We start from the raw sequence: 21,928 nt of genomic DNA on the forward strand, positions 1-21,928 counted from the left end.
ACGCATACCAGCCGCGTAGACCCAGCCCCCAGACCACGACGAACCCCGCACCCCGGCAACCCGCATCGGCGATGCAGGCCGGCGGGGCGGATGCCGCCCCGGCCCACTCTGATCCCCGCATCCGGCAACGCACCCCCCACAACGTGCCCCCAACACCCCCGCATCCCAAAGGAGCCCCGATGACACCCCCGCCCCAACCGGAGGTTCTCCGCGCGCCGTTGGTCGTGGAGTTTCCCTTCACCCGGTCCCTGGGACCCGTCCAGAGCGCCTTCCTGACCGGGCTGCGCGAGCGCACGGTTCTCGGTGTGCGCACCAGCGGCGGCAGCGTTCTCGTTCCGCCGGTCGAGTACGACCCCGTCACCGCCGACGAGATCCGTGACCTGGTCGAGGTGGGCGCCGGCGGCACCGTCACCACGTGGGCCTGGAACCCCGGACCCCGCCGGGGGCAGCCCCTCGACACCCCCTTCGCCTGGGTCCTGGTCAAGCTCGACGGCGCCGACACCGCCCTGCTGCACGCCCTCGACGCCCCAGGGCCGGAAGCCGTCCGCACCGGTCAGCGCGTCCGCATCCGCTGGGCCGCGGAACGGGTCGGCGCCATCACGGACATCGCCTGCTTCGAACCGGACGACGACACCGGGAGGGGGGAGGCCCAAGTCGCCCCACATACAGGGAAGTTCGCGGACCCCGTCACCGGCATCGTCGCGCCCGCCCGTCTCGACTACACCTACGGCCCCGGCGCCGCCCAGAGCCGCTACATCAACGCCCTCGCGGACAACCGCACCGTCGGCGAACGCTGCCCCTCCTGCCGCAAGGTGTACGTCCCGCCCCGCGGCGCCTGCCCCACCTGCGGCGTCGCCACCACCGACCAGGTCGAGGTCGGCCCGGCCGGCACCGTCACCACGTACTGCATCGTCAACATCAAGGCGAAGAACCTCGACATCGAAGTCCCGTACGTCTACGGCCACATCGCCCTCGACGGTGCCGATCTCGCCCTGCACGGCCGGATCGCCGGGATCCCCTACGACGAGGTGCGGATGGGCCTGCGGGTGGAGCCCGTGTGGAGCGAGGGCGGCCGCTACCCCGACCACTACCGGCCGACCGGCGAACCGGACGCCGACTACGACACGTACAAGGAGCTGATCTGAATGCGGCCGCCGATCCGGGACATCGCCGTCGTCGCCTTCGGGCAGACCGACCACCGGCGCACCACCGACGAGCAGTCGGAGGTCGAGATGCTGATGCCCGTGCTGCACGACGTGCTCGACGCGACGGGCCTGAAGACCAGCGACATCGGGTTCACCTGCTCGGGGTCCAGCGACTACCTCGCCGGGCGCGCCTTCTCGTTCACCATGGCGCTCGACGGCGTCGGCGCGTGGCCGCCGATCTCCGAGTCGCACGTCGAGATGGACGGCGCGTGGGCGCTGTACGAGGCGTGGACCAAACTGCTGACGGGCGAAGCCGACACCGCGCTCGTCTACGCGTACGGGAAGTCGTCGCCGGGTTCGGTGCGCGACGTGCTGACCCGGCAGCTCGACCCGTACTACGTCGCTCCGCTGTGGCCCGACTCCGTCGCGCTCGCCGCGCTGCAGGCACAAGCCCTGATCGACGCGGGCGACACCGACGAGCCCGCCCTGGCCGGCGTCGCCGCGCGCAGCCGCCGGGCCGCCGAGGGCAACCCGCACGCCCAGCTGCGCGGCGCGGGAGTGGCACACGGCGAGTACGTCGTCCATCCGCTGCGGACCGGGGACTGCCCGCCGATCGGGGACGGCGCCGCCGCCGTGATCCTCGCCGCCGGGGACCGGGCCCGGGACCTGTGCGAGCGGCCCGCCTGGATCCGCGGTATCGACCATCGCATCGAGGCGCACAGCCTCGGCGTCCGCGACCTGACCGACTCGCCCTCCGCGCGGCTCGCCGCGGAGAACGCCGGGGCCTTCGAACGGCCGGTGGACACGGCCGAGTTGCACGCCCCGTTCACCTCGCAGGAAGTCGTTCTGCGCAAGGCGCTGCGGCTCGGCGAGGACGTCGCCGTCAACCCGTCCGGCGGCGCCCTCGCCGCCAACCCGGTCATGGCCGCCGGCTTGATCCGCGTGGGCGAGGCCGCCGCCCGTATCCACCGTGGCGACTCCCACCGGGCGCTCGCGCACGCCACCTCCGGGCCCTGCCTCCAGCAGAACCTGGTCGCCGTACTCGAAGGACAACAAGGAGGGGACCAGCGATGAGCGGTACAGCCAAGGAGCCCGTGGCCGTCGTCGGGATCGGGCAGACCAAGCACGTCGCCGCCCGCCGTGACGTGTCCATCGCGGGGCTGGTGCGAGAGGCCGCCCGACAGGCGCTGGACGACGCCGAGTTGACCTGGGCCGACATCGACGCCGTCGTCATCGGCAAGGCGCCCGACTTCTTCGAGGGCGTCATGATGCCGGAGCTGTATCTCGCCGACGCGCTCGGTGCCGTGGGAAAGCCGATGCTGCGCGTCCACACCGCCGGGTCCGTGGGCGGCTCGACCGCGCTCGTCGCCTCCAACCTCGTCGCGGGCCGCGTCCACGGCACGGTCCTGACCCTCGCCTTCGAAAAGCAGTCGGAATCCAACGCCATGTGGGGGCTCTCGCTGCCCGTCCCGTTCCAGCAGCCGCTGCTGGCCGGGGCCGGCGGCTTCTTCGCGCCGCACGTACGGGCCTACATGCGGCGGACGGGCGCGCCCGACACCGTCGGCTCGCTCGTCGCGTACAAGGACCGGCGCAACGCGCTGAAGAACCCGTACGCGCACCTGCACGAGCACGACATCACCCTGGAGAAGGTCCAGGCCTCGCCCATGCTGTGGGACCCCATCCGCTACTCCGAGACCTGCCCCTCGTCCGACGGCGCCTGCGCGATGATCCTCACCGACCGTGCGGGAGCGGCCCGTTCACCGCGGCCGCCGGCCTGGATGCTCGGCGGCGCCATGCGCAGCGAGCCCACGCTCTTCGCCGGCAAGGACTTCGTGTCGCCGCAGGCCGGCAAGGACTGCGCCGCCGACGTGTACGGGCAGGCGGGCATCGCCGATCCGCGCCGCGAGATCGACGCCGTCGAGATGTACGTGCCGTTCTCCTGGTACGAGCCGATGTGGCTGGAGAACCTCGGCTTCGCCGACGAGGGCGAGGGCTGGAAACTCACCGAGGCGGGCGTGACGGAACTCGACGGCGACCTGCCCGTGAACATGTCCGGCGGCGTCCTGTCCACCAACCCCATCGGCGCCTCCGGCATGATCCGCTTCGCCGAAGCCGCCCTGCAAGTACGCGGCCGGGCCGGGGAGCATCAGGTCGACGGCGCCCGCAAAGTGCTCGGGCACGCCTACGGAGGCGGCTCGCAGTTCTTCTCCATGTGGCTCGTCGGCGCCGAACCGCCGACGCGGTGATCACCCGATGAGCGCCCGCCGGAGATCGCCGCCGTCGCGGCCTGTGCGGGGTACGAACCGATCGCTAGGCTGGCGCACGGACGACGAACCGGGAGGAGCACGGACGTGGGCGAAAGCACCATCGACCAGCACCCGCTCATGGGGTGGGACAAGCCGGACCTGGATCTGAGCAAGGCGGACTGGCACTCCAGCAGCAGGGGGGTGGGCGACGTCCAGATCGCCTTCGTGGAGGGATTCATCGCGATGCGCAACAGCGGCAGCCCCGAGAGCCCGTCCCTGATCTTCACGCCGGACGAGTGGGGGGCCTTCGTCCTCGGCGCACGCGAGGGCGAGTTCGATCTGACGTAGAGGTAGAGGTGGGCGCAGAGGTGGACCTGGACCCGTACCGGTACCTGGACGCGTTTGCGTAGACCGATTTGCCGCTCAGTTTCCGACACGTGACCTTCGGCCCTGTCCTGTGGCTCTTGCGTGCGCGAGCCTGGCCACAGGAACAGCCGGTCAATGAGGGCACCGTCAGCGTGCCCGGTGTCGGAGGCGAAGAAATCATGAGCACGCCGCACCCCCTGCCCGTCGTCGCCGCGGTCGACGGGTCCGACGACAGCAAGCGTGCCCTGGCCTGGGCGCTCACCGAGGCGGCCCGGCGCGGCACCGACCTCCGCGTCGTGCACGTACGGCAGTACGCGCCCCAGCTGCAGCCCGCCGTGCTCGTCGCCGGGCCCGACGAACCCGCCGACGACCCGGTGATCGGGGACGTACGCACGGCACTGGAGGGACGTGAGGGGCCGCCGCCGCTGGAGTTCATCAGCCGCACCGGGATGCCCGCCGCCGTGCTGCCCGAGATGAGCGCCGAGGCGCAGCTCCTGGTCCTCGGCTCGCGGGGGCGCGGCGGCTTCGCCAGCCTGCTGCTCGGCTCGAACGGGGTGGCCGCCGCCCGCGACGCCGTCAGCCCCGTCGTCGTGGTGCCGCCGCCGGGCCGCGAGGTGCACGGTGACGCACCCGTGCCGACCGGGCCGCGCGTCGTCGTCGGCCTGCAGACCGACGACCCGGACGAGACCGTGCTCGGCTTCGCCTTCGAGCATGCCGAGCGGACCGGCGCACGGCTGCAGGTCGTCGCCGCCTTCCCCTGGCCGGCGCTCGCCTGGACCGCGTTCGGCGACTTCACGCCGACCACGGTCGACCAGGAGGCCGCCGAGCGCGAGACGCTGAATCTGGCCAACGACGCCGTCGCCGCACAGCGGAAGTCTCACCCTAAAGTCGAGGTTGACCTTTACGTCGCGCCCGGCGACGCGGCGGGCCATCTCGTCGAGAACTCCCGCGCGGCCGACCTGGTCGTCGTGGGCCGGCACCGCCGCCGCTTCACCCGCCCCGCTCCGATGCTCGGCTCGGTCACCCAGGCCGTGCTGCTGCACGCGGCGAGCCCGGTCGCGGTCGTACCGCCCGCCGGGCAGGACGAGAGCTGAGGGCCCGCCCGCCGCTGGAGAGCTCAGCGCAGGACGACGCAGCCGCGCCCGGTCAGCTCGTCGAGCAGGCCGGGCGCGACGCGTACGTCGTTCCAGCGCAGATCGAGCTTCTCCAGAGCGGGCAACTCCGCGATCCAGGAGGGCAGTTCACGCAGCCGGTTGCCGCGCAGATCGAGCCGGCGCAGCAGGGGCAGTTCGCGCAGCGCCTCCGGGACGGCGGCGAGGGCGTTCTCGCGCAGCTCCAGTTCCCGCAGCTCGCGCAGGTTCCGTACGGATGCGGGCAGAGCCGTCAGCCGGTTGCCGCGCAGCCACAGTTCCCGCAGTGAGGTGAGCGCGCCGAGGGTGTCGGGCAGGGCGGTCAGCCGATTGTGCTGGGCGCGCAGTTCGACGAGGCCGGTCATCGAGCCCAGGGCCGAGGGCAGCGACGTCAGCCGGTTCTCGCCGACGTTGAGATAGGCGAGCCGGTCGAGCGCGCCGAGGGTGCCGGGCAGTTCGGTGAGCCGGTTGTCGTGCAGATAGAGGAACCGGGTCAGGCCGGTGAGGTCGCCGAGGCTCGACGGCACCGCGGACAGCCGGTTGTGACCCAGATCCAGGGTGTGCAGGCGGGCCAGAGTGCCGATGCGGTCGGGCAGATGCGTGAGGCGGTTGTCGGGCAGCAGCAGTACTTCCAGGGCGGGGTGCCGCCACACCTCGTCCGGTACCGAGTCCAGACCCGCACGCCAGTACGTGAGCGTGCCGTCGCCCATGATCCCCCCTGCGGACATGCCCCGACGACGGTTAATGGTTGACGAGGAACCTATCATTAGAGCCATGCGCGACATCAGCACGGCGGGACCCGACGGCACCCGGCTCGTCCTCGACCTCGCCCTCACCCTTCGCCACGACGGCAGCGGCGGCGTCGCCGACGACCTCCTCGCGCCCGAGGATCTCACCGCGTGGGTGCGCGAACACGCCACCGAGCTGCCCCTGGACGCCGGCTTCACCGGCGACGCGGAGAACCTGCGACAGGTCCGGGAGGTGCGGGCCGCCGTGCGCGCGCTGTTCGCGCGCGCCGTGCGCCCGGGGGAGCCCAGCCCCGCGGACGCGCGCCGCCTGCTGCCCGCCGCCGACGCCCTGGTCCGGCTGAACACCGCGGCCGCACGCGTGCCCACCGTCCCCGTCCTGCACTGGCCGGAGGGCGACGACGCCCCGGCCCTGCGGGAGACCAACACCCAGGACGCGCCCGAGACCGACCTGCTCACCGCGGCGCTGGCCCGCGCCGCGCTCGCCTTCCTCACGGGCGCCGACCGGCAGCGGCTGCGGGCCTGCCACGCGCCGCGCTGCGTGCGGTACTTCCTCAAGGAGCACCCGCGCCAGGAGTGGTGCAAGCCCTCCTGCGGGAACAGGGCCCGCGTGGCCCGTCACCACGAGCGGCACAACTCCCTTACCCAAAAGGCCACATGACGCTCCGGGCCGACCCGATCGGCGTAGGCTGAAGAACCTGGAACCCGCGGTGTGCACCGGCTCCCCGCGCCGGGCGCGCCGCCGCGGCTGGGGGTACGTCATGGTGCAGCGCGGAGGCCGGGGCAGGCGGACACTGCTCGAACGCGAGAGTGAACTCGCCGTCGTCGACGAGGCCCTCGGCGAGCTGACCGGACTGCGCCCCGTCGGCGTCGAACCGCCCGAACGGCCGCACGGCGCGCTGCTCGCCGTCGCCGCACCCGCCGGACTCGGCAAGACATCGATGCTCGCCGAGGTGCGCAGGCGGGCCGCCGCCAAGGGGTGCACCGTCCTGTACGCCCGCGGCGGCGACCAGGAGCAGGGCGTCGCCTTCCACGTCGCACGCCAGCTTGTCCAGCCCCAGCTCGCCGGGGTGCCCGAGGCCGAACTCCGTGCCAGGCTGGGCAGTTGGTACGCCATCGTCGGCCCCGCCCTCGGCCTGTGCGCCGCCACCGACGGGGCGCCGCCCGATCCGCAGGGCCTGCGCGACGGCCTCGACTGGGTGCTCACCCACCTCGCCGTGCAGCGCGCCCCCGTGGTCCTCGTCCTCGACGACGCTCATTGGGCCGACCCGGAGTCCCTGAGCTGGCTCGCCGCGTTCGCGCCGCGCGCCGAGGAACTCCCGCTGCTGCTCGTCGTCGCCTACCGGCCCGACGAACTCCCCGATCACGCCGAGTCGTTGCGCGGTCTGCCCGGCCGGTCGGGCCGCCGGCCCCTCGGCCTCGAACCGCTCAGCGCGTCCGCCATCGCCCTGATGGTCCGCGACTCCCTCGGCTCGTACGCCGACGACGCGTTCTGCCGCGAGTGCTGGGCCGTCACCGCCGGAAACCCCTTCGAGGCGGTCGAGTTGACCGCCAAGGTGCACGACCGGGGCCTCGTCCCGACCGAGAACGGCGCCCATCTGCTGCGCGATCTCGCCGCCGCCGTCAAGGGCAGCGGACTCATCGCCCGCCTCGAACGACTCGGCACCTCGACCGTCCGCTTCGCCTGGGCCTGCGCCGTACTCGGCACCGAGATCTCTCCCGAACTCGCCGCGGGTGTCGCCGGGGTGGGGGCCGAGGAGGCCGCGGACGCTGCCGACCGGCTGTGCACGGCCCGCATCCTCACCGGCGTGGACACCCTGGAGTTCGTCCACCCGCTGATCGCCACCGCCGTCTACCGCGCCATCCCGAGCGGGGTCCGCGTCGCCCTGCACGGCCAGGCCGCCTGGACCGTCGTCAACGCCGGACTCGGCGCGTCCGCCGCCGCCCGCCACCTCCTGGAGACCCACCCAGAGGGAGACCCCTGGGTCGTCCAGCAGCTGCGCTCCGCGGCCCGCGAGACCGTCCGCGCGGGCGCCCCCGACGCCGCCCGCCGCTATCTGGCCCGCGCGCTGCGCGAGCCCCCGCCCTTCGACGACCGCGCCGTCGTCCTCTACGAACTCGGCAGCGCCTCGCTGCTCACCGAACCCGCCACCACCGTCAACCATCTGCGCGCCGCGCTGGAGGAGCCCATCACGGACCCGGCGCTGCGCCAGGGCATCGTCTACCGGCTCTCCCAAGTCCTCGCGCACAGCGACCGGTTGGCCGAGGCGTCCGAGATCCTCAGCCGCGAGATGCGCCTCACCACGGACCCCCGCATCCGGCTGCGCATGCAGGCGGAACAGTTCATGTGGGACGCGTTCCGTGCCGATGAACCCGAGTCGCCGGCCCGCTCCCGGCGGCTCGCCAAACTCGCCGACCGGCTCACCGGCCGCGACCTCACCGAGCGGTACGTCATCGGGCTGCGCGCCTGGGACGCCACCCTGCGCGGCGAACCGGCGGCCACCGTGATCGGGCACGCCGACCGCGCCCTGGCCGGCGGGCTGCGCTGGGCCGCCGACGAGGACCGCGGCTTCGAGGTCCCCGCCCTCGTCGCCCTGTCCTTCCTCTACGCCGACCGCCCCGGCCGCACCGAGGAACTCTTCATCGAGGGCATCGCCGACTTCGAGCACGCGGGCTGGCGCGGCGGCCACCTCTCCTTCGCGTACACCCTGCTCGGTTACGTCCGCTACCGGCGTGGGCGCCTGGCGGATGCCGAGGACTTCGCGCGCGCGGGCCTGCGCCTCGCCGAGCGGGTCGGCCCCGGCACCCCCGCCCACTGGTACGCCGTCGGCACCCTCGTCGAGGTGCTCCTCGCCCGCGGCCGGGTCGCCGAGGCCGAGACCGTGGCGGGGACGTACGCCTTCGGGGCGCCCTTCCCCGCAGCCGTCGTCTTCCCCGACGCGCAGACCGTGTACGGAGAGCTGCTGCTCGCCCTCGGCCGGACCAAGGACGCCGCCGTCGAGCTCGCGGCGGCCGGGCGCCGCATCGACCCGCGCGGTATGCGCAACCCCTCCTGGTGTCCCTGGCAGCTGCACCTCGCCCGCGCCGAGGCCCACGACGCCCCCGAACGCGCGCTCGCCACCGCCCACGACGCCGTCGAACGCGCCCGCCTCTTCGGGGCACCGTCCGCGATCGGCCAGGCACTGCGCGCCGCCGCCGAGGTCTCCGACGGCGCGGCCCGCGGCAAACTCCTGGAGGAGTCCGTCGCCCACCTGGAACGCTCCCCTGCGGGGTACGAGCTGGCCTGCTCGCTCGTCGCCCTCGGCGCGGAGCTGCGCCGCACGGGCCGCGCCCAGGAAGCCGCCGACCAGCTGTACCGCGGCCTGGACGCGGCGGTCGCCTGCGGCGCGGACGGCCTCGTGGAGCGGGCCCGCGACGAGCTCGCCGCCGCGGGGCTGCGGCCCCGGCCGCTGCGCAGCGCGGTGACGGACACCCTGACCGCGCGGGAACGCGCGGCCGCCGGGTGCGCGGCGCGCGGCCTGTGCCCGACAGAGGTCGCGGCGGAGCTGCACCTCGACGAGCAGACGGCGGTCCGGCTCCTGTCGGCCGTCTACCGCAAGGTCGGCACGGACCAGACGGGCCTGGCGGCAGCCCTGGGGGAGTAGCCGCGTCAGCCAAACCCCGGAGCGGGCCGCCCCCGCCGGCGACGTACGATGGACGGCATGTCCTTCCTCCGCCGCCGCGCAGCGACCCCCGCGGGCCCCGACTTCGACGTCCTGGCCATGGACCCGGGCGACTGGCCGGGCAATCTCGGCGCGGGCCTGCTGCCCGCCCCCGACGGCAGCTGCCAGGGCGTGTTCCTGCGCTACGACCTGTTCGGCGGCCGCGGCCCCGCGATGATCATCGGCAATCTGCCGGAGGGCTCACCGGCCCGTGACATCGCCGAGGGCGAGATCCCCTTCGAGGTCGCCCAGCTGCTCATCGCGCTGGAGAACGACGAGGAGGTCACGGTCACCGGCGTCGAGGACGTCCCGGTGATGCAGGGCGACAACCTCCTCATCGTGCGCCGCCTGAAGCTCTCCGAGACACGCATCTCCTGCGTCCAGTTCGACCGCAGTGACAACGTGCTCGTGACCATCGCGTCCTGGGACCGCCCCATCACCGACGACCTGTACGCGCTGCTCAAGCCGCTCCCCGCGGAGCTGTTCCAGCAGGGCTGAGCCCGCTGGACGGACATCGGGCCCGGATCCGCTCCCGCGCGAACCCGGGCCCGACGGCTGAACCGGGAAGACCGGTCACGACACCGTGGACGGCACCACCCGGACGTCCGCGGCCCGCACGTAGGCGACCCGGTGCGCGAACTGGATCTCGTAGTACACGTCCTTGCCCTTGACCACCCGGTGCGTCGACGTGTCGAACGTGGGCGAGTAGAAGTACTCGCCCGTCGTCCGCCCGCCGATCACATAGCGCTGGCCGGCCAGGAGCTTGTACGGCAGCGGTGAGATCGCCTGCGGTGTCATGCCCGCCGGATAGGCCGAGGCCTCCGGGTAGGCCCGCCCGTACACCGGGACCTCGGTCGCGCCCGCCTTCGGCGTGACCACGACACCCTTGGCGCCGACGGCGGTCGGCTGCTTCTTCGGGTTCTTGAACCAGGCCTTCTGGCCGAGGTACCAGATCGCCGTCCAGTCGCCCTTGCGCTCGGCGACCGCGTACTGCTGGCCCGTCGAGACACGCGACGCCATGTCGTTCACGTCGATCGTGGAGTCCTGGCCGCCCGGCCGCAGACCGACGTCCTTGACGAGCGGGGCGTCCTCACTCGGCGCCGTGTACACGCGGACCGCGCTCGACCCGTGCGGCGCACACGCCTCGCCCGCCTTGGCGCACCCCGTGAACTCCGGCCGGTTCTCGGCGAATTCGGGGCTGATGGTGACGACACCGGCGCGCGCTCCCGCCGTGGGGTGGAACGGCCGGCCCATCAGAGAGAAGTAGTGCGACCAGTCCCAGTACGGGCCCGGGTCCGTGTGCATGGACGGGATCGTCGACGTCGTCGGCCCCGGCACCGTGTCATGGCCCAGGATGTGCTGCCGGTCGAGCGGGATGTCGTACTTCTTCGCGAGGTACGTCACCAGCCGCGCGGAGGACCGGTACATCTCCTCCGTGTACCAGGAGTCGGGCTGCGCGAGGAAGCCCTCGTGCTCCAGGCCGATCGACTTGGCGTTCGTGTACCAGTTGCCCGCGTGCCAGCCGACGTCCTTCGCCTTGATGGACTGCACGATGTGCCCGTCGGTCGAGCGCAGCGAGTAGTGCCAGGCCAGATACGTCTTGTCCTGGACCAGCTTCAGCGTCTGCTCCCACGTCGCCTCCGTGTCATGGACGACGATGTAGTCGATGCTCTGGTCCTTGGGGCGGTCCGCCAGGTCGTGGTTGCCGTAGTCCCCGTCGCCGAACTCCTCGTAGGGCGCCGGGATCCACTCGCACGACACCGTCTTCGGGCACTCCGTCTCGGACGCGTCCACCGTGCGCAGACCCATCTTCGTCAACTGCGCCGCCCGCGGCCTCGCGTCCGGCTCGGCCGCGAGGCTCACCTGCTGGCCGGCGTCCGTGGTCCGCTGTTCGCCGTCGCGGATCACCGCGAAGACATCATTGGCGTACGTCGCCGCGGTCGCCGTGTCGTCCGCACCGGAGAACGTCGCGACCGCGCCGTACCAGTCGGCCGGCGCGTCGCCGAGCGGCTTGCCGAGGCGCTTCTGCGCGGCCGCGAGCAGGGCCGCTCCGCCGCGCACATTGGCCGCGGGATCGCTGCGCAACTGCTCGGCGGGAATGCCGGTCAGGTCCGCCGCACGCGTCAACGTCCTGAGACGGGCCGGGAGTTGATTGTCGGCCGGCACGGATTCGGCGGCCCTGAGCGGGGCGCGTGAGTCGTCGCCGCGGGCGTCGCCCTCCGCGTGGCTGTGCGCCACGGTGTTCGCGATCGCCGTCCGCGCGTCGGTGAGGTGCATGGGGCCGTAGCCGCCGGTGACGCTCGGCGCGCCGTCGTGCGCGTCCCACCGCGACTGCAGGTACGAGACGCCGAGCAGCACACTCTGCGGCACCCGGTACTCGGTGGCGGCGGCGGCGAACGCGTCCTGCAGCCGCGCCGAGGGCGCCGCTCCCGCGTCCTGGGGCGGGGCCGCGCCGAGCAGCGGCAGCAGGAGAGCCGCTGTGGCGAGCGTGCCCGCCGCCCGCACTCCCGCACGGGCTCGTCTGCCGGGGATGGAACGGGTGGACCGATGCAACGGTGCCTCCTGGGAGCGCTGATGGCCGAAATGCTGATCGGGCGTGCGGGCCTGTTGTGCGTCAGTGGTATCGGCTCGCCGACCATCCGTCAATCATCCTGCGGGCAACGGACTTCCCCAGGATTTCCCATGTCAGCGGGCGTGTATATGAGTTTCCTGTGCGGTGGTGCGGCCGCCTGCGGCGCGTCAGTGGCGTAGACCAATGGGCCGCCGTGGAACGGGAGATGCCTCAACCGTGTCCGGCCGCGAACGACAGAGATCCGCGGCGCGCCGTGTCCCTCCCGGCGCACCGCGGATCGTCGTCCCCGTCAGCGAGTGCCGACCGCCGCCCGGACCGCCTTGCGGGCCATGTTGCAGTCGTCGTGCAAGCGGCGCAGCAACAACCGCTGCTCCTCGCCGGACGGCGCGGCACCGGGATGGGCCGGACCCGGTGCCGCCGGGGTCTGCTCGTGCAGCGAACGCTGCGCGGCCGTCTCGTACGTACGGATCTCCCTGGTCAGTACGAGCATCAGATTGACCAGGAACGCGTCACGCGAGGCCGGACCACCGGACTGCGCGAGCTGGCTGATCTGCCGGCGCACCACCGGGGCGTCGCCCAGGACGGCCCAGAGCGTCGCCAGGTCGTAGCCCGGCAGGTACCAGCCGGCGTGCTCCCAGTCCACGAGCACCGGGCCCGCGGGCGACAGCAGGATGTTCGACAGCAGCGCGTCGCCGTGACAGAACTGGCCCATGCCGCCGCGCCCCGAGGTGTGGGCGATGCCGCGCAGCAGCTTCTGCAGGTCACCCATGTCGCGGTCGGTCAACAGGCCCAGGTCGTGGAACCGGTTGATCCGCTCCGCGTAGTCCAGTGGCGCGTCGAAGGTGCCCGCCGGGGGCCGCCACTGGTTGAGCCGGCAGATCGCGCCGAGTGCGGCGCGTACGTCCGCCCGCGGCGGAGCCTCGGCCGGGTGGCGCTGCAGGGCCGCCACTCGGCCGGGCATCCGCTCGACCACCAGCGTGCCGTTGTCCGGGTCCGCCGCGATGAGACGCGGCACCCGCACCGGCGGCCGGTGTCGGACGAACGATCGGTATGCGGCTATCTCGTGCCGGATCCGCTCCATCCACACGGGGGAGTGGTCCAGCAAACACTTCGCGACGGCGGTGCTGCGCCCGGTCGTTCCGACGAGCAGCACGGAGCGCGGGCTGCGGCGCAGTACCTGCACCGGATGGAACTCCGGGCAGATCCGGTGCACCGACGCGATCGCCGTGCGCAGCTGGGCGCCCTGGGGGCCGGACAAGTCGAGTCTCCCGCTGAGCGGTTGAGTGCCGAGCCCCGGCGCACGACGCGGCCGGCCGGTGGCCCCGAGCGCCGTGGCAGCGGGTCGCGCGGGGTCGAGGTACGGGCCGCCGCCGGGGACCGCCGGGCGGGCGGAACGGGGCGGCCGGGGCGGTGCGGACACGGAGGACGATGCTGTGTACATGGGCGAACAGATCCCTTCGCGTGCCGACGAGTTGCCTGCGCCGCCCGGCCCGGCCGATTCGGTACACCCTGGGGAATGTCCTGCGGCGACCGGGTCGGGGTGGCGCATTCCTACCTGACACCCGAGGGGCAGAAGCACAACAGCTGGCGCACCCTGGCGAACCCTGGCGAATAGTCGCTCAGCAACTGACAGAGGGCTACTGTCGATTTCAGCCGAGAACCTGGGGGCTCACGTGAACGGACAACCCAACACCCGTCTGAACGACCTGTTCGGCCTGGCCGGATGGTCCAAGGGCGAACTCGCGCGACTCGTCAACCGGCAGGCGGCGGCCATGGGCCACCCCCAGCTGGCGACGGACACCTCGCGGGTGCGGCGGTGGATCGACATGGGAGAGATCCCGCGCGATCCCGTGCCGCGGGTGCTGGCGGCGCTGTTCACCGAGCGACTCGGCCGTGTCGTGACCATTGAGGATCTCGGTCTTGTCCGGCACGGGCGCGCGGGGAAACGGCAGGGCGGCGGGGGCCTGGAACAGCAGGGGCCCGACGGAGTGCCGTGGGCGCCCGAGCGGACAGCTGCGGTCCTCACCGAATTCACGGGAATGGACCTCATGCTCAACCGACGCGGCTTGGTGGGCGCGGGTGCCGCGCTCGCCGCAGGATCCGCACTCAGCAGCGCCATGCACGACTGGCTGCACACCGACCCGGCCCTCGCGGCCGACGCCCCCAGGACCGACGATCCCCTGCATGCCGACCTTGCTGGGTCCGACCGCTACGAGGCCGCCCCCATCGGGTCGCAGGAGATCGAGGAACTGGAGCGCTCGGTCGAGGTGTTCCGGGCCTGGGACGCCTCCCGCGGCGGCGGGTTGCAGCGCAAGGCAGTCGTCGGCCAACTCAACGAAGTCGGCGGAATGCTCTCCTACCGCCACCCCGACCATCTGCAGCGGCGCCTCTGGGGTGTCGCCGCCAACCTCGCCGTCCTCGCGGGCTGGATGTCCCACGACGTCGGCCTCGAACCCACGGCCCAGAAGTACTTCATCATCGCCGCGCACGCCGCGCGTGAGGGCGGCGACCGGCCGCGCGCCGGCGAAGCCCTCTCACGGGCCGCCCGCCAGAAGATCCACCTGGGTGCGCCCGACGAGGCGCTCGACCTGATGAAGCTCGCCAAGTCCGGTTCGGGCGACGAGGTGTTGCCCCGGACCAAGGCCATGCTCTACACCATCGAGGCCTGGGCACAGGCGTCGATGGGCAAGGGACAGGCGATGCGGCGCACCCTCGGTGAGGCGGAGGATCTCTTCGTCTCCGACCGGGGCGACGTGGCACCGCCGAGCTGGATGCAGATGTTCGACGAGGCGGATCTGCACGGCATGCAGGCCCTCGCCTACCGCACCCTCGCCGAGCACGAGCCGGGCGCCGCGGTCATCGCGCAGCGCCATGCCAAGGAGGCCCTTGCGCTGCGCGCGGGCGGCAGAGACCGTTCGAAGATCTTCGACCACCTGTCGATGGCGTCGGCCTGCTTCATCGCCGACGACCCCGAACAGGCGGACCGGTACGCGCGGTTGGCCCTGTCGTCGATGGGGTCGAACTCGTCCCATCGCACCTGGGACCGGCTGCGCGAGATGTACCGGCTCACCGGCCAGTTCGCCGGCTACCCGAAGATCGAGGACCTGCGCCGGGAGATCAAGCTCGCCCTGCCCAGGCCGACGGTGAAGCGCGTCAAGGTGTAGAGCCGGCCGGGGCCCGGACCCAGCCGCCGGTCGCACCATCCACCAACACACAACACACCAGTACGCAGTACCAGTACGTCGTCAGGTACCGATCCGGGCGACGAGCACACAGGCGTCGTCCTCGCGCTCTCCCGCGCCGATCTCGTCCACGACCACGCGCACGCACTCCTGTGCGTCACAGGCCGCGGCCAGCCGCGGGGCCAGAGCGAGCAGTCCGTCGGCGGTGGCACCCTTCGCGTGCCGTGGCACCAGGCCGTCGGTGTGCAGCAGCACGACGTCGCCGACGCGCAGGGTCTCTTCCGCCTGCCCATAGACGGCACCGGTGGCCGCTCCGAGGAGCACGCCTTCGGGCGGCGTGAGCGCACGCCCGGCCCCGTCGCGGAAGAGCAGCGGGGCGGGGTGTCCCGCCTGCGCCCACGCCAGTGTGCGGGCCGCCGGGTCGTACCGGCAGCACAGGGCGCTGGCGAGGGACGGTCCGGTGGAGGCGTCGAGGAGGTGGTTCAGCCGGGTGAGGAGTTCGTCCGGGGCGGTGTCGCAGAAGGCCATGCCGCGGACGGCGCCGAGCAGCGTCGCCATGCCCGCGGTGACGGTGACTCCGTGCCCGGTGAGGTCCCCGGCCGACAACATGAACTGGCCGTCGGGGAGTTCGAGCACGTCGTGCCAGGCGGCGCCGATCAGGCCGGCGGCCGAGGAAGGGAGGTGGCGGGCGGCGACATCGAGGCCGCTGGGGCCGCCCCGGCCGTCGGGTCCGCCGCGCGGGAGCCGCAGGGAGCCACGCCACGGCGGCAGCACGGCTTCCTGCAGCTCGACCGCGAGCCGGTGCTCTGTCTGCGCGATGTGCCGCTGGCGCTGGAGCGAGTCACGGGTCTCACTCACCGCGCGCTGGCTGCGGCGCAGTTCGCTGACGTCGCGTACGACCGCCCACATGGAGGCGGTTGCGCCGTCGGCGTCGAGCACGGGTTCGCCCATCATGTGCACCGTGCGCACGGACTCGTCCGGGCGTACGACGCGGAACTCCCCGTCGATCGGTTTGCCGTCGATCAGGCAGTCCGTGACCATCGCGGTCAGCTTCGGCTGGTCCTCGCAGTGCACCAGGGCCGGCAGTTCATCCAGGGTCAGGGCGGGCGCGGCCGGGTCGCGGCCCAGGATCCGGTACAGCTCCTCCGACCAGGTGGCCTCGTCGGTCAGCAGATTCCACTCGGCGCTGCCGACCCGGCTCAGCAGCGATCCCCGCGGCGGTTCGGTGGCGGCCCGCCGGGGTGCGGCCCCGGCGGGTGTCGCGGGGCCGTCCCGCAGCTGGGCCAAGTGCTTGTCCAGGTCGCTGAGCTGATGCACCGCCAGCTCGTACAGCGCGTGCTGCCACCGCGTCTCGGGGTCCGCCTCGTCACCCGTGGGTCCCGTGGTCTCCCGGCGCACCGCGTCGACGTCGCCCAGCAGCCGGCGCGTCTGCGAGATCAGTGCGTCGACCGTGCCGGACTCCGGCGGCTGACCGGCGGGGCGGTCCGCTGAGAGAGGGGAGGGCATGACGAACTCCGATGCTGGCGCAGGAGGCCACGGCGGATGGGAGGACCGGTTACGACTGTGGCACAGGCCGCCTGGCCTCGTAAGGGATTTCGCCATACACGCTGCGATGGTGCCTATGGCATATGCCCCAGTCCTCGGGAACGCGCTTACCGGCCGCCGCGGTCGAACGCACGGCCGAGTATGGCGTATGCCCGGCTCATCCCACCACCGTCACGGCCGGGCGTACGCCGTAGTTCTCTCTACGCCGCGGGGGCCGTCCGCAGCCACGCCGCCGTGTCGCGCGGCAGCCTGCCGTCGTCGTCGAGGGCGGCACTGGTGAGCAACACCAGTTCGTGCGGCGGTAGTTGAACGGCCTCGGCGGCGCCGAGGTTCACGACACAGACGAGGCCGTCCGCGCGAGCGAAGGCCAGCGCGCCTTCGGGTGCGGAGAGCCAGCTCAACTCCGCCCCCTCGAAACCCGGTTGGGAGCCGCGCTCCTGCAAGGCGCTGCGATAGAGCGACAGCATCGAGGCCGGGTCGGCCTCCTGCTCCTCGGCGGCGTACGTGCCCCAGTCCGCCGGCTGCGGCAGCCACGGCTCGCCCGAGTTTCCGAAGCCGTACGACACTCCGTGCGCGGACCACGGCAGCGGCACCCGGCAGCCGTCGCGGCCCGGGTCGACGCCGCCCGAGCGGAAGTGCATGGGGTCCTCGATGCGGTCGCGCGCCACCTCGACCTCGGGCAGCCCCAACTCCTCGCCCTGGTAGAGATATACGGCTCCGGGCAGGGCGAGCGACAGCAGGGCCGCGGCCCGGGCCCGGCGCAGGCCGAGCGGCAGGTCCGTCGGTGTGCCGAACCGCTTGGCCGCGAAGTCGAAGCGGGTGTCGGCGCGACCGTACCGGGTCACGGTGCGGGTCACGTCGTGATTGCAGAGCACCCAGGTCGCGGGCGCGCCCACCGGCGCGTGGTAGGCGAGGGTACGGTCGATCGACGCGCGCAGTTCGGCCGCGTCCCAGGGGCGGGTGAGGAAGTCGAAGTTGAAGGCGGTGTGCAGTTCGTCGGGGCGCAGATAGCGGGCGAAGCGCTCCGGGTCCGGCACCCACAGCTCGCCGATCAGGACGCCGTCGTACTCATCGGCGATGGCGCGCCAGGCACGGTAGATGTCGTGCAGTTCGTCGCGGTCGACGTAGCCGCTCTCATCACCGTCGACGGCGTCGGCGAGCCGCGGGTCCTTCGCGAGCAGCGCGGCGGAATCGATCCGGACGCCGGCCGCGCCCCGCTGGAACCAGAACCTCAGCACGTCCTCGTGCTCCTGACGCACCGCCGGATGCGCCCAGTTGAGGTCCGGCTGCTGCGCGGTGAACAGGTGCAGGTACCACTCGCCGTCGGGCACCCGCGTCCAGGTCGAGCCGGAGAACTGCGAGGGCCAGTTGTTCGGCGGCAGCGCGCCGTCGGGGCCGCGGCCGGGCCTGAAGTGGAACAGCTCCCGTTCGGGGCTGCCCGGGCCGGCCGCCAACGCGGCCTGGAACCAAGGGTGTTGATCGGACACGTGGTTCGGGACGACGTCGACGATCGTGCGGATGCCGAGGTCCCGGGCCTCCGCGATGAGCTTCTCGGCCTCGGCGAGCGTGCCGAACGCCGGATCGATCGCGCGGTAGTCGGCGACGTCGTAGCCGCCGTCCGCGAGCGGTGAGCGGTACCAGGGCGTGAACCAGATCGCGTCGACGCCGAGCTCCGCCAGATAGGACAGGCGCGCTCTGACCCCGGCGAGGTCTCCCGTCCCGTCGCCGTCGCCGTCGGCGAAGCTGCGGACGTACACCTGATAGATGGCTGCGGAACGCCACCAGTCGTCGGCCACCACGAAGGGTCCTTTCGGGCAGGGCGGGGCGCGCCGCGGCGGACCGCGGCGGCACACACAGAAGAAGAGCGGAGAGGGGAGGGGCCGGGGCGTCAGCCTTTGAGGCCGCCCGCGGTCAGGCCGCTCATGATGTTGCGCTGGAAGAGCAGGAAGAGCAGGAGCGTCGGCACCGACGCTATGGTGAGCGCGGCGATCAGCTGGTTCTGCGGGACGCCGTTGGACAGCGAGTAGATCCCGACGTTCAGGGTCTGCTTCGCCGGGTCCGGCAGGGTCAGCATCGGCCAGAGGAAGTCCTTCCAGACGCCGATGACCGCGAAGATGGAGACCACACCGAGGATGGGCCGGGAGATCGGCAGGACCACGGAGCGCAGGGTGCGCAGGGCCGAGGCGCCGTCGATGGAGGCCGCGTCGAGCAGTTCCTGCGGTATCGAGTCGAAGAACCGCTTGAGCAGGAAGATGTTGAACGCGTTCGTGACGGACGGCAGCCAGATCGCCCAGGGACTGTTGAGCAGGTTGCGTTCGAAGATCGGCACGTCGAGGACGGTCAGGTACTGCGGGACGACGAGGACGGTCGCGGGGATCATCAGCGTCGCCAGCATCATGCCGAGGATGACGTTGCCGAACAGTGGTCGCAGCTTGGACAGGGAGTACGCGGCGGCCACGTCGAGGACGAGCTGGAAGGCGAGCGCGCCGAACGCGTAGTAGAGCGTGTTGAACAGGAGCTTGGCGAGGTCCATCACGCGCCAGGCGTCCTGGTAGTTCTCGGGGTGTGTGCTGTGCGGCACGAGGGTCGGCGGGGACTGGACGATCTCCGCGGTGGTCTTGAGCCCGCCGGTGACCATCCAGTACAGCGGGCCGAGGAAGACCAGCGTGAACAGGGCCATGGTCACGCCGAAGACGGTCCAGTAGATGATTTTCCCGCGGCGCCGGCCGAGCTGGGCCGGGGAGATCAGGGTGCGGGGGCGCATCGTGTCGGTAGCCATGTCGGTGAATCCCAACTCCCTTGGCGGTCAGTCGTCCTGAGACCGGCTGAGGCGTACGTAGACCGCGGAGAAGGCCGCGAGCAGGACGAGCAGGACGAGACCGAGGGCCGCCGCGCCGCCGTAGTTGTTGAAGTTGAAGGCGTATTGGTAGATGAGGTAGACGACGGTCGTGGTGGAGCCCTCGGGGCCCGCTCCGTTCGTCAGCAGGAACGGCTCAGTGAAGACCTGCATCGTCGCGATGATCTGCATGAGGAACATCAGGGAGAGGATCAGCCGCGTCTGCGGGATCGTCACGTGCCAGATCTTGCGCCACAGGCCCGCGCCGTCCAGGTCGGCGGCCTCGTACAGCTCGCCGGGGATGCCCTGGAGCGACGCCAGGTAGATGAGGGTCGCCCCGCCCATGTTCATCCACGTCGCAGCGATGACGACGGACAGCATCGCGGTGTCGGTGGACTGCAACCACTGTTGTTCCGGGATGCCGAAGACGCCGAGGACCCGGTTGAACAGGCCGTACCCGGGGTCGTAGAAGTACTTGAACAGCAGGACGGAGGCGACCGGCGGGAGCATCACCGGAAGGTAGACGAGCATCCTCAAGTAGCCCTGGCCGTGCCGGAATTCGTTGAGCAGGACCGCCACGAGGAACGGGACGGCGAAACCGAGCACCAGGGCCAGGACGGTGAACAGGAGGGTGTTGCGCCAGGCCTGCCAGAAGGCCGGGTCGTTGAAGACGTAGGTGAGGTTGGACCAGCCGGCCCAGGTGGTACGGCCGTCCTTCGTCTTCTGGAAGGCCAGGATGAACTCCCTGACCATCGGATACCAGGAGAAGAAGGAGAAGCAGAGCACCGCGCCGATCAGAAAGCCGTGAGCGGAGAGGTTGCGTCTCACGACCCGCGCCAACGAGCCGTCGGATGTGCTGAGTTGGCGCTTGGCGGGCGGTGCGGCCTGCTGGGACTTCGCGGGCAGCGTCGGGGCCGACATGGTCACTCCTCGGATCACAGGTACCGGTGGGGCGCGTCCTACTGGTTGGCCAGCACCTGGTTGACCTGCTGCTCGGCGGTGGACAGGAGCTTGTCGACGTCGGCGTCCTTGTTGGTCAGGACACCCGACATGACGTTGTCGAGAACCTTGTAGATCTCCTGCGCCTTCGGCGGCTCCGCCTTGCCGGGCACCGGGTTGTCCATGAACGGCTTGAAGTTCGCGACGGGCATCGTGGCGTTGTCCGTACGGGACTTGAGGTCCTGCGCCTTGGTCTCACCGGTGAAGAAGTTCGGCTGCGGCAGTCCGACGGGCAGCTTGTCGGCCTTGGTGCGCTCCCACTGGAACTGGCCCTTGCCGGGCGTGAGCGTCTTGAAGTTCAGCCAGGCGATGGCCGCCTTGATCTTGTCGGGCGACGAGCCCTTCTTGATCATGTAGTCGTTGCCGCCGAACAGCGTCGCCTTGCCGCCGGGGATCGGCCCCATCCCGAAGTTGTCGTACTTCGCGCCCAGTTGCTGGACCATGTACGTCACGTCGTCGGGCGCGGCGAGGAACATGCCGAGCTTGTCGGACGAGATCTGCTTCTGCAGGTCGCCCCATTTCAGCAGCTGCGTCTTGCCCATGCTGTTGTCGGTCCAGCGCATGTCGTGCAGCTGCTGGACGACCTGCCTGCCGGTCGCGTCGTTGAACGCGGCCTTCTTGCCGTCGGCGGTGACCATGTCGCCGCCCAGGCCGTACAACGTGGCCGCGAAGTGCCAGCCGCCGGTGTTCTCCGCGCTGTACTCGCCGTACCCGGAGACGCCGTTGCCGAGCCCGGCGATCTTCTTCGCGGCGGTGCGCACCTCGTCCCAGGTGGCCGGCGGCTTGTCCGGGTCGAGCCCCGCCTGCTTGAACAGCTTGCGGTTGATGAGCAGGCCCATCGTGTAATTGCTGGTCGGCAGGCCGTAGAGCTTGCCGTCCTTCTTCAGGGCGTTCATCACGTTCGGGTCGATCGAGTCGATCGCCGGGACGGTCTTGGGCGTCACGTACGCCGATATGTCCTCGGCGCCGTTGTTGTCGAGGACCTGCTGGAGGTCGGTGAAGTACGTGTAGAAGACGTCGGGCTGCGACTTCGCCTTGAGCGCCGCGGTGAACCGGGCCGGCTCCTCGCACTGGCCCGCGGTCGACTTCCCGTCGATCGTGACGTTCGGGTACTTCTTGTTGAACTCCTTGACGTCCTCCTGCCACTCCTTCAGCTCGGCTGCCTTCGCCTTCGGCGGCATGCAGTCGATAGTCAGCGTGACCTTGGTCTTCGGGTCGAGCGGAGCGTTGATGTCGGCCTTCGACCCGGCGCCGCCCGATCCGCCGTCGTCGGAGCTGCTGCTGGTGCCGCAGGCCGCGAGCGAGCCCAGGGCGAGGGCGGTGGCGATGGCCACCGCGGACGTTCTGCGGGCAGTCCGTGACCAGGTGCTGCTTCTCATCGGTGGGTCCCCTTCGGGCCTGAGCCTGTGCAGGCAGGAGCGTGGAGGCCCGCGGCACTGGTTGCACGGGGAGGTGCGTGC

Annotated in this window: 17 protein-coding genes; 9 read left to right on the forward strand and 8 right to left on the reverse strand. The window is 71.6% G+C overall.

The window, feature by feature from the left end; translation table 11 throughout:
* Positions 1-179: 179 nt before the first annotated feature.
* From AB0J02_RS12790 to AB0J02_RS12810, 5 genes are all read left to right on the forward strand, one after another.
* Positions 180-1,145: an OB-fold domain-containing protein gene (locus AB0J02_RS12790; RefSeq protein ID WP_363193639.1), complete on the forward strand. Its 966-nt coding sequence runs from the start codon at positions 180-182 to the stop codon at positions 1,143-1,145.
* Positions 1,146-2,219: a thiolase domain-containing protein gene (locus AB0J02_RS12795; RefSeq protein ID WP_363193640.1), complete on the forward strand. Its 1,074-nt coding sequence runs from the start codon at positions 1,146-1,148 to the stop codon at positions 2,217-2,219.
* On the forward strand, positions 2,216-3,391 hold the full coding sequence (locus tag AB0J02_RS12800) for a thiolase domain-containing protein (RefSeq protein ID WP_363193641.1): 1,176 nt from the start codon (positions 2,216-2,218) through the stop codon (positions 3,389-3,391). Before AB0J02_RS12795 ends, AB0J02_RS12800 begins: the two co-directional genes overlap by 4 nt.
* A gap of 105 nt (positions 3,392-3,496) precedes the next feature.
* Complete coding sequence (locus tag AB0J02_RS12805) at positions 3,497-3,739, forward strand: DUF397 domain-containing protein (protein ID WP_363193642.1); 243 nt, start codon at positions 3,497-3,499, stop codon at positions 3,737-3,739.
* Positions 3,740-3,936: 197 nt separating this feature from the next.
* Positions 3,937-4,851 (forward strand): universal stress protein, encoded by a 915-nt coding sequence (locus AB0J02_RS12810; protein ID WP_363193643.1) that lies wholly within the window; start codon positions 3,937-3,939, stop codon positions 4,849-4,851.
* Positions 4,852-4,874: 23 nt separating this feature from the next.
* Here the strand turns inward: AB0J02_RS12810 and AB0J02_RS12815 are convergent, their stop codons facing one another.
* The gene (locus AB0J02_RS12815) at positions 4,875-5,615 is read right to left on the reverse strand and encodes a leucine-rich repeat domain-containing protein (RefSeq protein ID WP_363193644.1); all 741 of its coding nucleotides are present in this window, start codon (positions 5,613-5,615) and stop codon (positions 4,875-4,877) included.
* Positions 5,616-5,661: 46 nt separating this feature from the next.
* Between AB0J02_RS12815 and AB0J02_RS12820 the strand changes: the two genes are divergently transcribed.
* The 3 genes from AB0J02_RS12820 (at position 5,662) to AB0J02_RS12830 (ending at position 9,832) form a co-directional block, all read left to right on the forward strand.
* Positions 5,662-6,294: a CGNR zinc finger domain-containing protein gene (locus AB0J02_RS12820; RefSeq protein WP_363193645.1), complete on the forward strand. Its 633-nt coding sequence runs from the start codon at positions 5,662-5,664 to the stop codon at positions 6,292-6,294.
* 100 nt (positions 6,295-6,394) lie between these two features.
* Positions 6,395-9,277: an AAA family ATPase gene (locus AB0J02_RS12825; protein ID WP_363193646.1), complete on the forward strand. Its 2,883-nt coding sequence runs from the start codon at positions 6,395-6,397 to the stop codon at positions 9,275-9,277.
* Between the two features lie 57 nt (positions 9,278-9,334).
* Positions 9,335-9,832: a hypothetical protein gene (locus AB0J02_RS12830; RefSeq protein ID WP_363193647.1), complete on the forward strand. Its 498-nt coding sequence runs from the start codon at positions 9,335-9,337 to the stop codon at positions 9,830-9,832.
* A 75-nt stretch (positions 9,833-9,907) separates the two neighbouring features.
* Here AB0J02_RS12830 and AB0J02_RS12835 read toward each other — a convergent pair whose 3' ends face one another.
* Together AB0J02_RS12835 and AB0J02_RS12840 are read right to left on the reverse strand one after the other, a co-directional pair.
* Entirely contained in the window at positions 9,908-11,887 is a 1,980-nt protein-coding gene (locus AB0J02_RS12835) for an N-acetylmuramoyl-L-alanine amidase (RefSeq protein WP_363193648.1), read from the reverse strand.
* Positions 11,888-12,195: 308 nt separating this feature from the next.
* Positions 12,196-13,347, reverse strand: a complete 1,152-nt coding sequence (locus tag AB0J02_RS12840; protein ID WP_363193649.1) for an aminoglycoside phosphotransferase family protein — start codon at positions 13,345-13,347, stop codon at positions 12,196-12,198.
* Between the two features lie 232 nt (positions 13,348-13,579).
* Between AB0J02_RS12840 and AB0J02_RS12845 the strand changes: the two genes are divergently transcribed.
* Positions 13,580-15,070 (forward strand): hypothetical protein, encoded by a 1,491-nt coding sequence (locus AB0J02_RS12845; RefSeq protein WP_363193650.1) that lies wholly within the window; start codon positions 13,580-13,582, stop codon positions 15,068-15,070.
* Positions 15,071-15,151: 81 nt separating this feature from the next.
* On the opposite strand, the gene AB0J02_RS12850 is transcribed toward AB0J02_RS12845, so the two are convergent.
* From AB0J02_RS12850 to AB0J02_RS12870, 5 genes are all read right to left on the reverse strand, one after another.
* Entirely contained in the window at positions 15,152-16,594 is a 1,443-nt protein-coding gene (locus tag AB0J02_RS12850) for a SpoIIE family protein phosphatase (protein WP_363193651.1), read from the reverse strand.
* Between the two features lie 239 nt (positions 16,595-16,833).
* Entirely contained in the window at positions 16,834-18,432 is a 1,599-nt protein-coding gene (locus tag AB0J02_RS12855) for a glycoside hydrolase family 13 protein (RefSeq protein WP_363193652.1), read from the reverse strand.
* Positions 18,433-18,521: 89 nt separating this feature from the next.
* Positions 18,522-19,397: a carbohydrate ABC transporter permease gene (locus AB0J02_RS12860; protein WP_363193861.1), complete on the reverse strand. Its 876-nt coding sequence runs from the start codon at positions 19,395-19,397 to the stop codon at positions 18,522-18,524.
* A gap of 42 nt (positions 19,398-19,439) precedes the next feature.
* Positions 19,440-20,390, reverse strand: a complete 951-nt coding sequence (locus AB0J02_RS12865; protein ID WP_363193653.1) for a sugar ABC transporter permease — start codon at positions 20,388-20,390, stop codon at positions 19,440-19,442.
* Positions 20,391-20,428: 38 nt separating this feature from the next.
* Positions 20,429-21,847, reverse strand: a complete 1,419-nt coding sequence (locus tag AB0J02_RS12870; RefSeq protein WP_363193654.1) for an extracellular solute-binding protein — start codon at positions 21,845-21,847, stop codon at positions 20,429-20,431.
* Positions 21,848-21,928: the final 81 nt, after the last annotated feature.

Source organism: Streptomyces sp. NPDC050264, from assembly GCF_040655895.1.
Classification (GTDB): Bacteria; Actinomycetota; Actinomycetes; order Streptomycetales; family Streptomycetaceae; genus Streptomyces.

Excerpts from the sequence above, each read along its gene's own strand:
- AB0J02_RS12820 (WP_363193645.1), top strand. The coding sequence starts at position 5,662 with ATGCGCGACATCAGCACGGCGGGACCCGACGGCACCCGGCTCGTCCTC.
- AB0J02_RS12800 (WP_363193641.1), top strand. The coding sequence starts at position 2,216 with ATGAGCGGTACAGCCAAGGAGCCCGTGGCCGTCGTCGGGATCGGGCAG.
- AB0J02_RS12830 (WP_363193647.1), top strand. The coding sequence starts at position 9,335 with ATGTCCTTCCTCCGCCGCCGCGCAGCGACCCCCGCGGGCCCCGACTTC.
- AB0J02_RS12850 (WP_363193651.1), bottom strand. The coding sequence starts at position 16,594 with ATGCCCTCCCCTCTCTCAGCGGACCGCCCCGCCGGTCAGCCGCCGGAG.
- AB0J02_RS12795 (WP_363193640.1), top strand. The coding sequence starts at position 1,146 with ATGCGGCCGCCGATCCGGGACATCGCCGTCGTCGCCTTCGGGCAGACC.
- AB0J02_RS12840 (WP_363193649.1), bottom strand. The coding sequence starts at position 13,347 with ATGTACACAGCATCGTCCTCCGTGTCCGCACCGCCCCGGCCGCCCCGT.
- AB0J02_RS12870 (WP_363193654.1), bottom strand. The coding sequence starts at position 21,847 with ATGAGAAGCAGCACCTGGTCACGGACTGCCCGCAGAACGTCCGCGGTG.
- AB0J02_RS12860 (WP_363193861.1), bottom strand. The coding sequence starts at position 19,397 with ATGCGCCCCCGCACCCTGATCTCCCCGGCCCAGCTCGGCCGGCGCCGC.
- AB0J02_RS12865 (WP_363193653.1), bottom strand. The coding sequence starts at position 20,390 with ATGTCGGCCCCGACGCTGCCCGCGAAGTCCCAGCAGGCCGCACCGCCC.
- AB0J02_RS12810 (WP_363193643.1), top strand. The coding sequence starts at position 3,937 with ATGAGCACGCCGCACCCCCTGCCCGTCGTCGCCGCGGTCGACGGGTCC.
- AB0J02_RS12825 (WP_363193646.1), top strand. The coding sequence starts at position 6,395 with ATGGTGCAGCGCGGAGGCCGGGGCAGGCGGACACTGCTCGAACGCGAG.
- AB0J02_RS12815 (WP_363193644.1), bottom strand. The coding sequence starts at position 5,615 with ATGTCCGCAGGGGGGATCATGGGCGACGGCACGCTCACGTACTGGCGT.
- AB0J02_RS12790 (WP_363193639.1), top strand. The coding sequence starts at position 180 with ATGACACCCCCGCCCCAACCGGAGGTTCTCCGCGCGCCGTTGGTCGTG.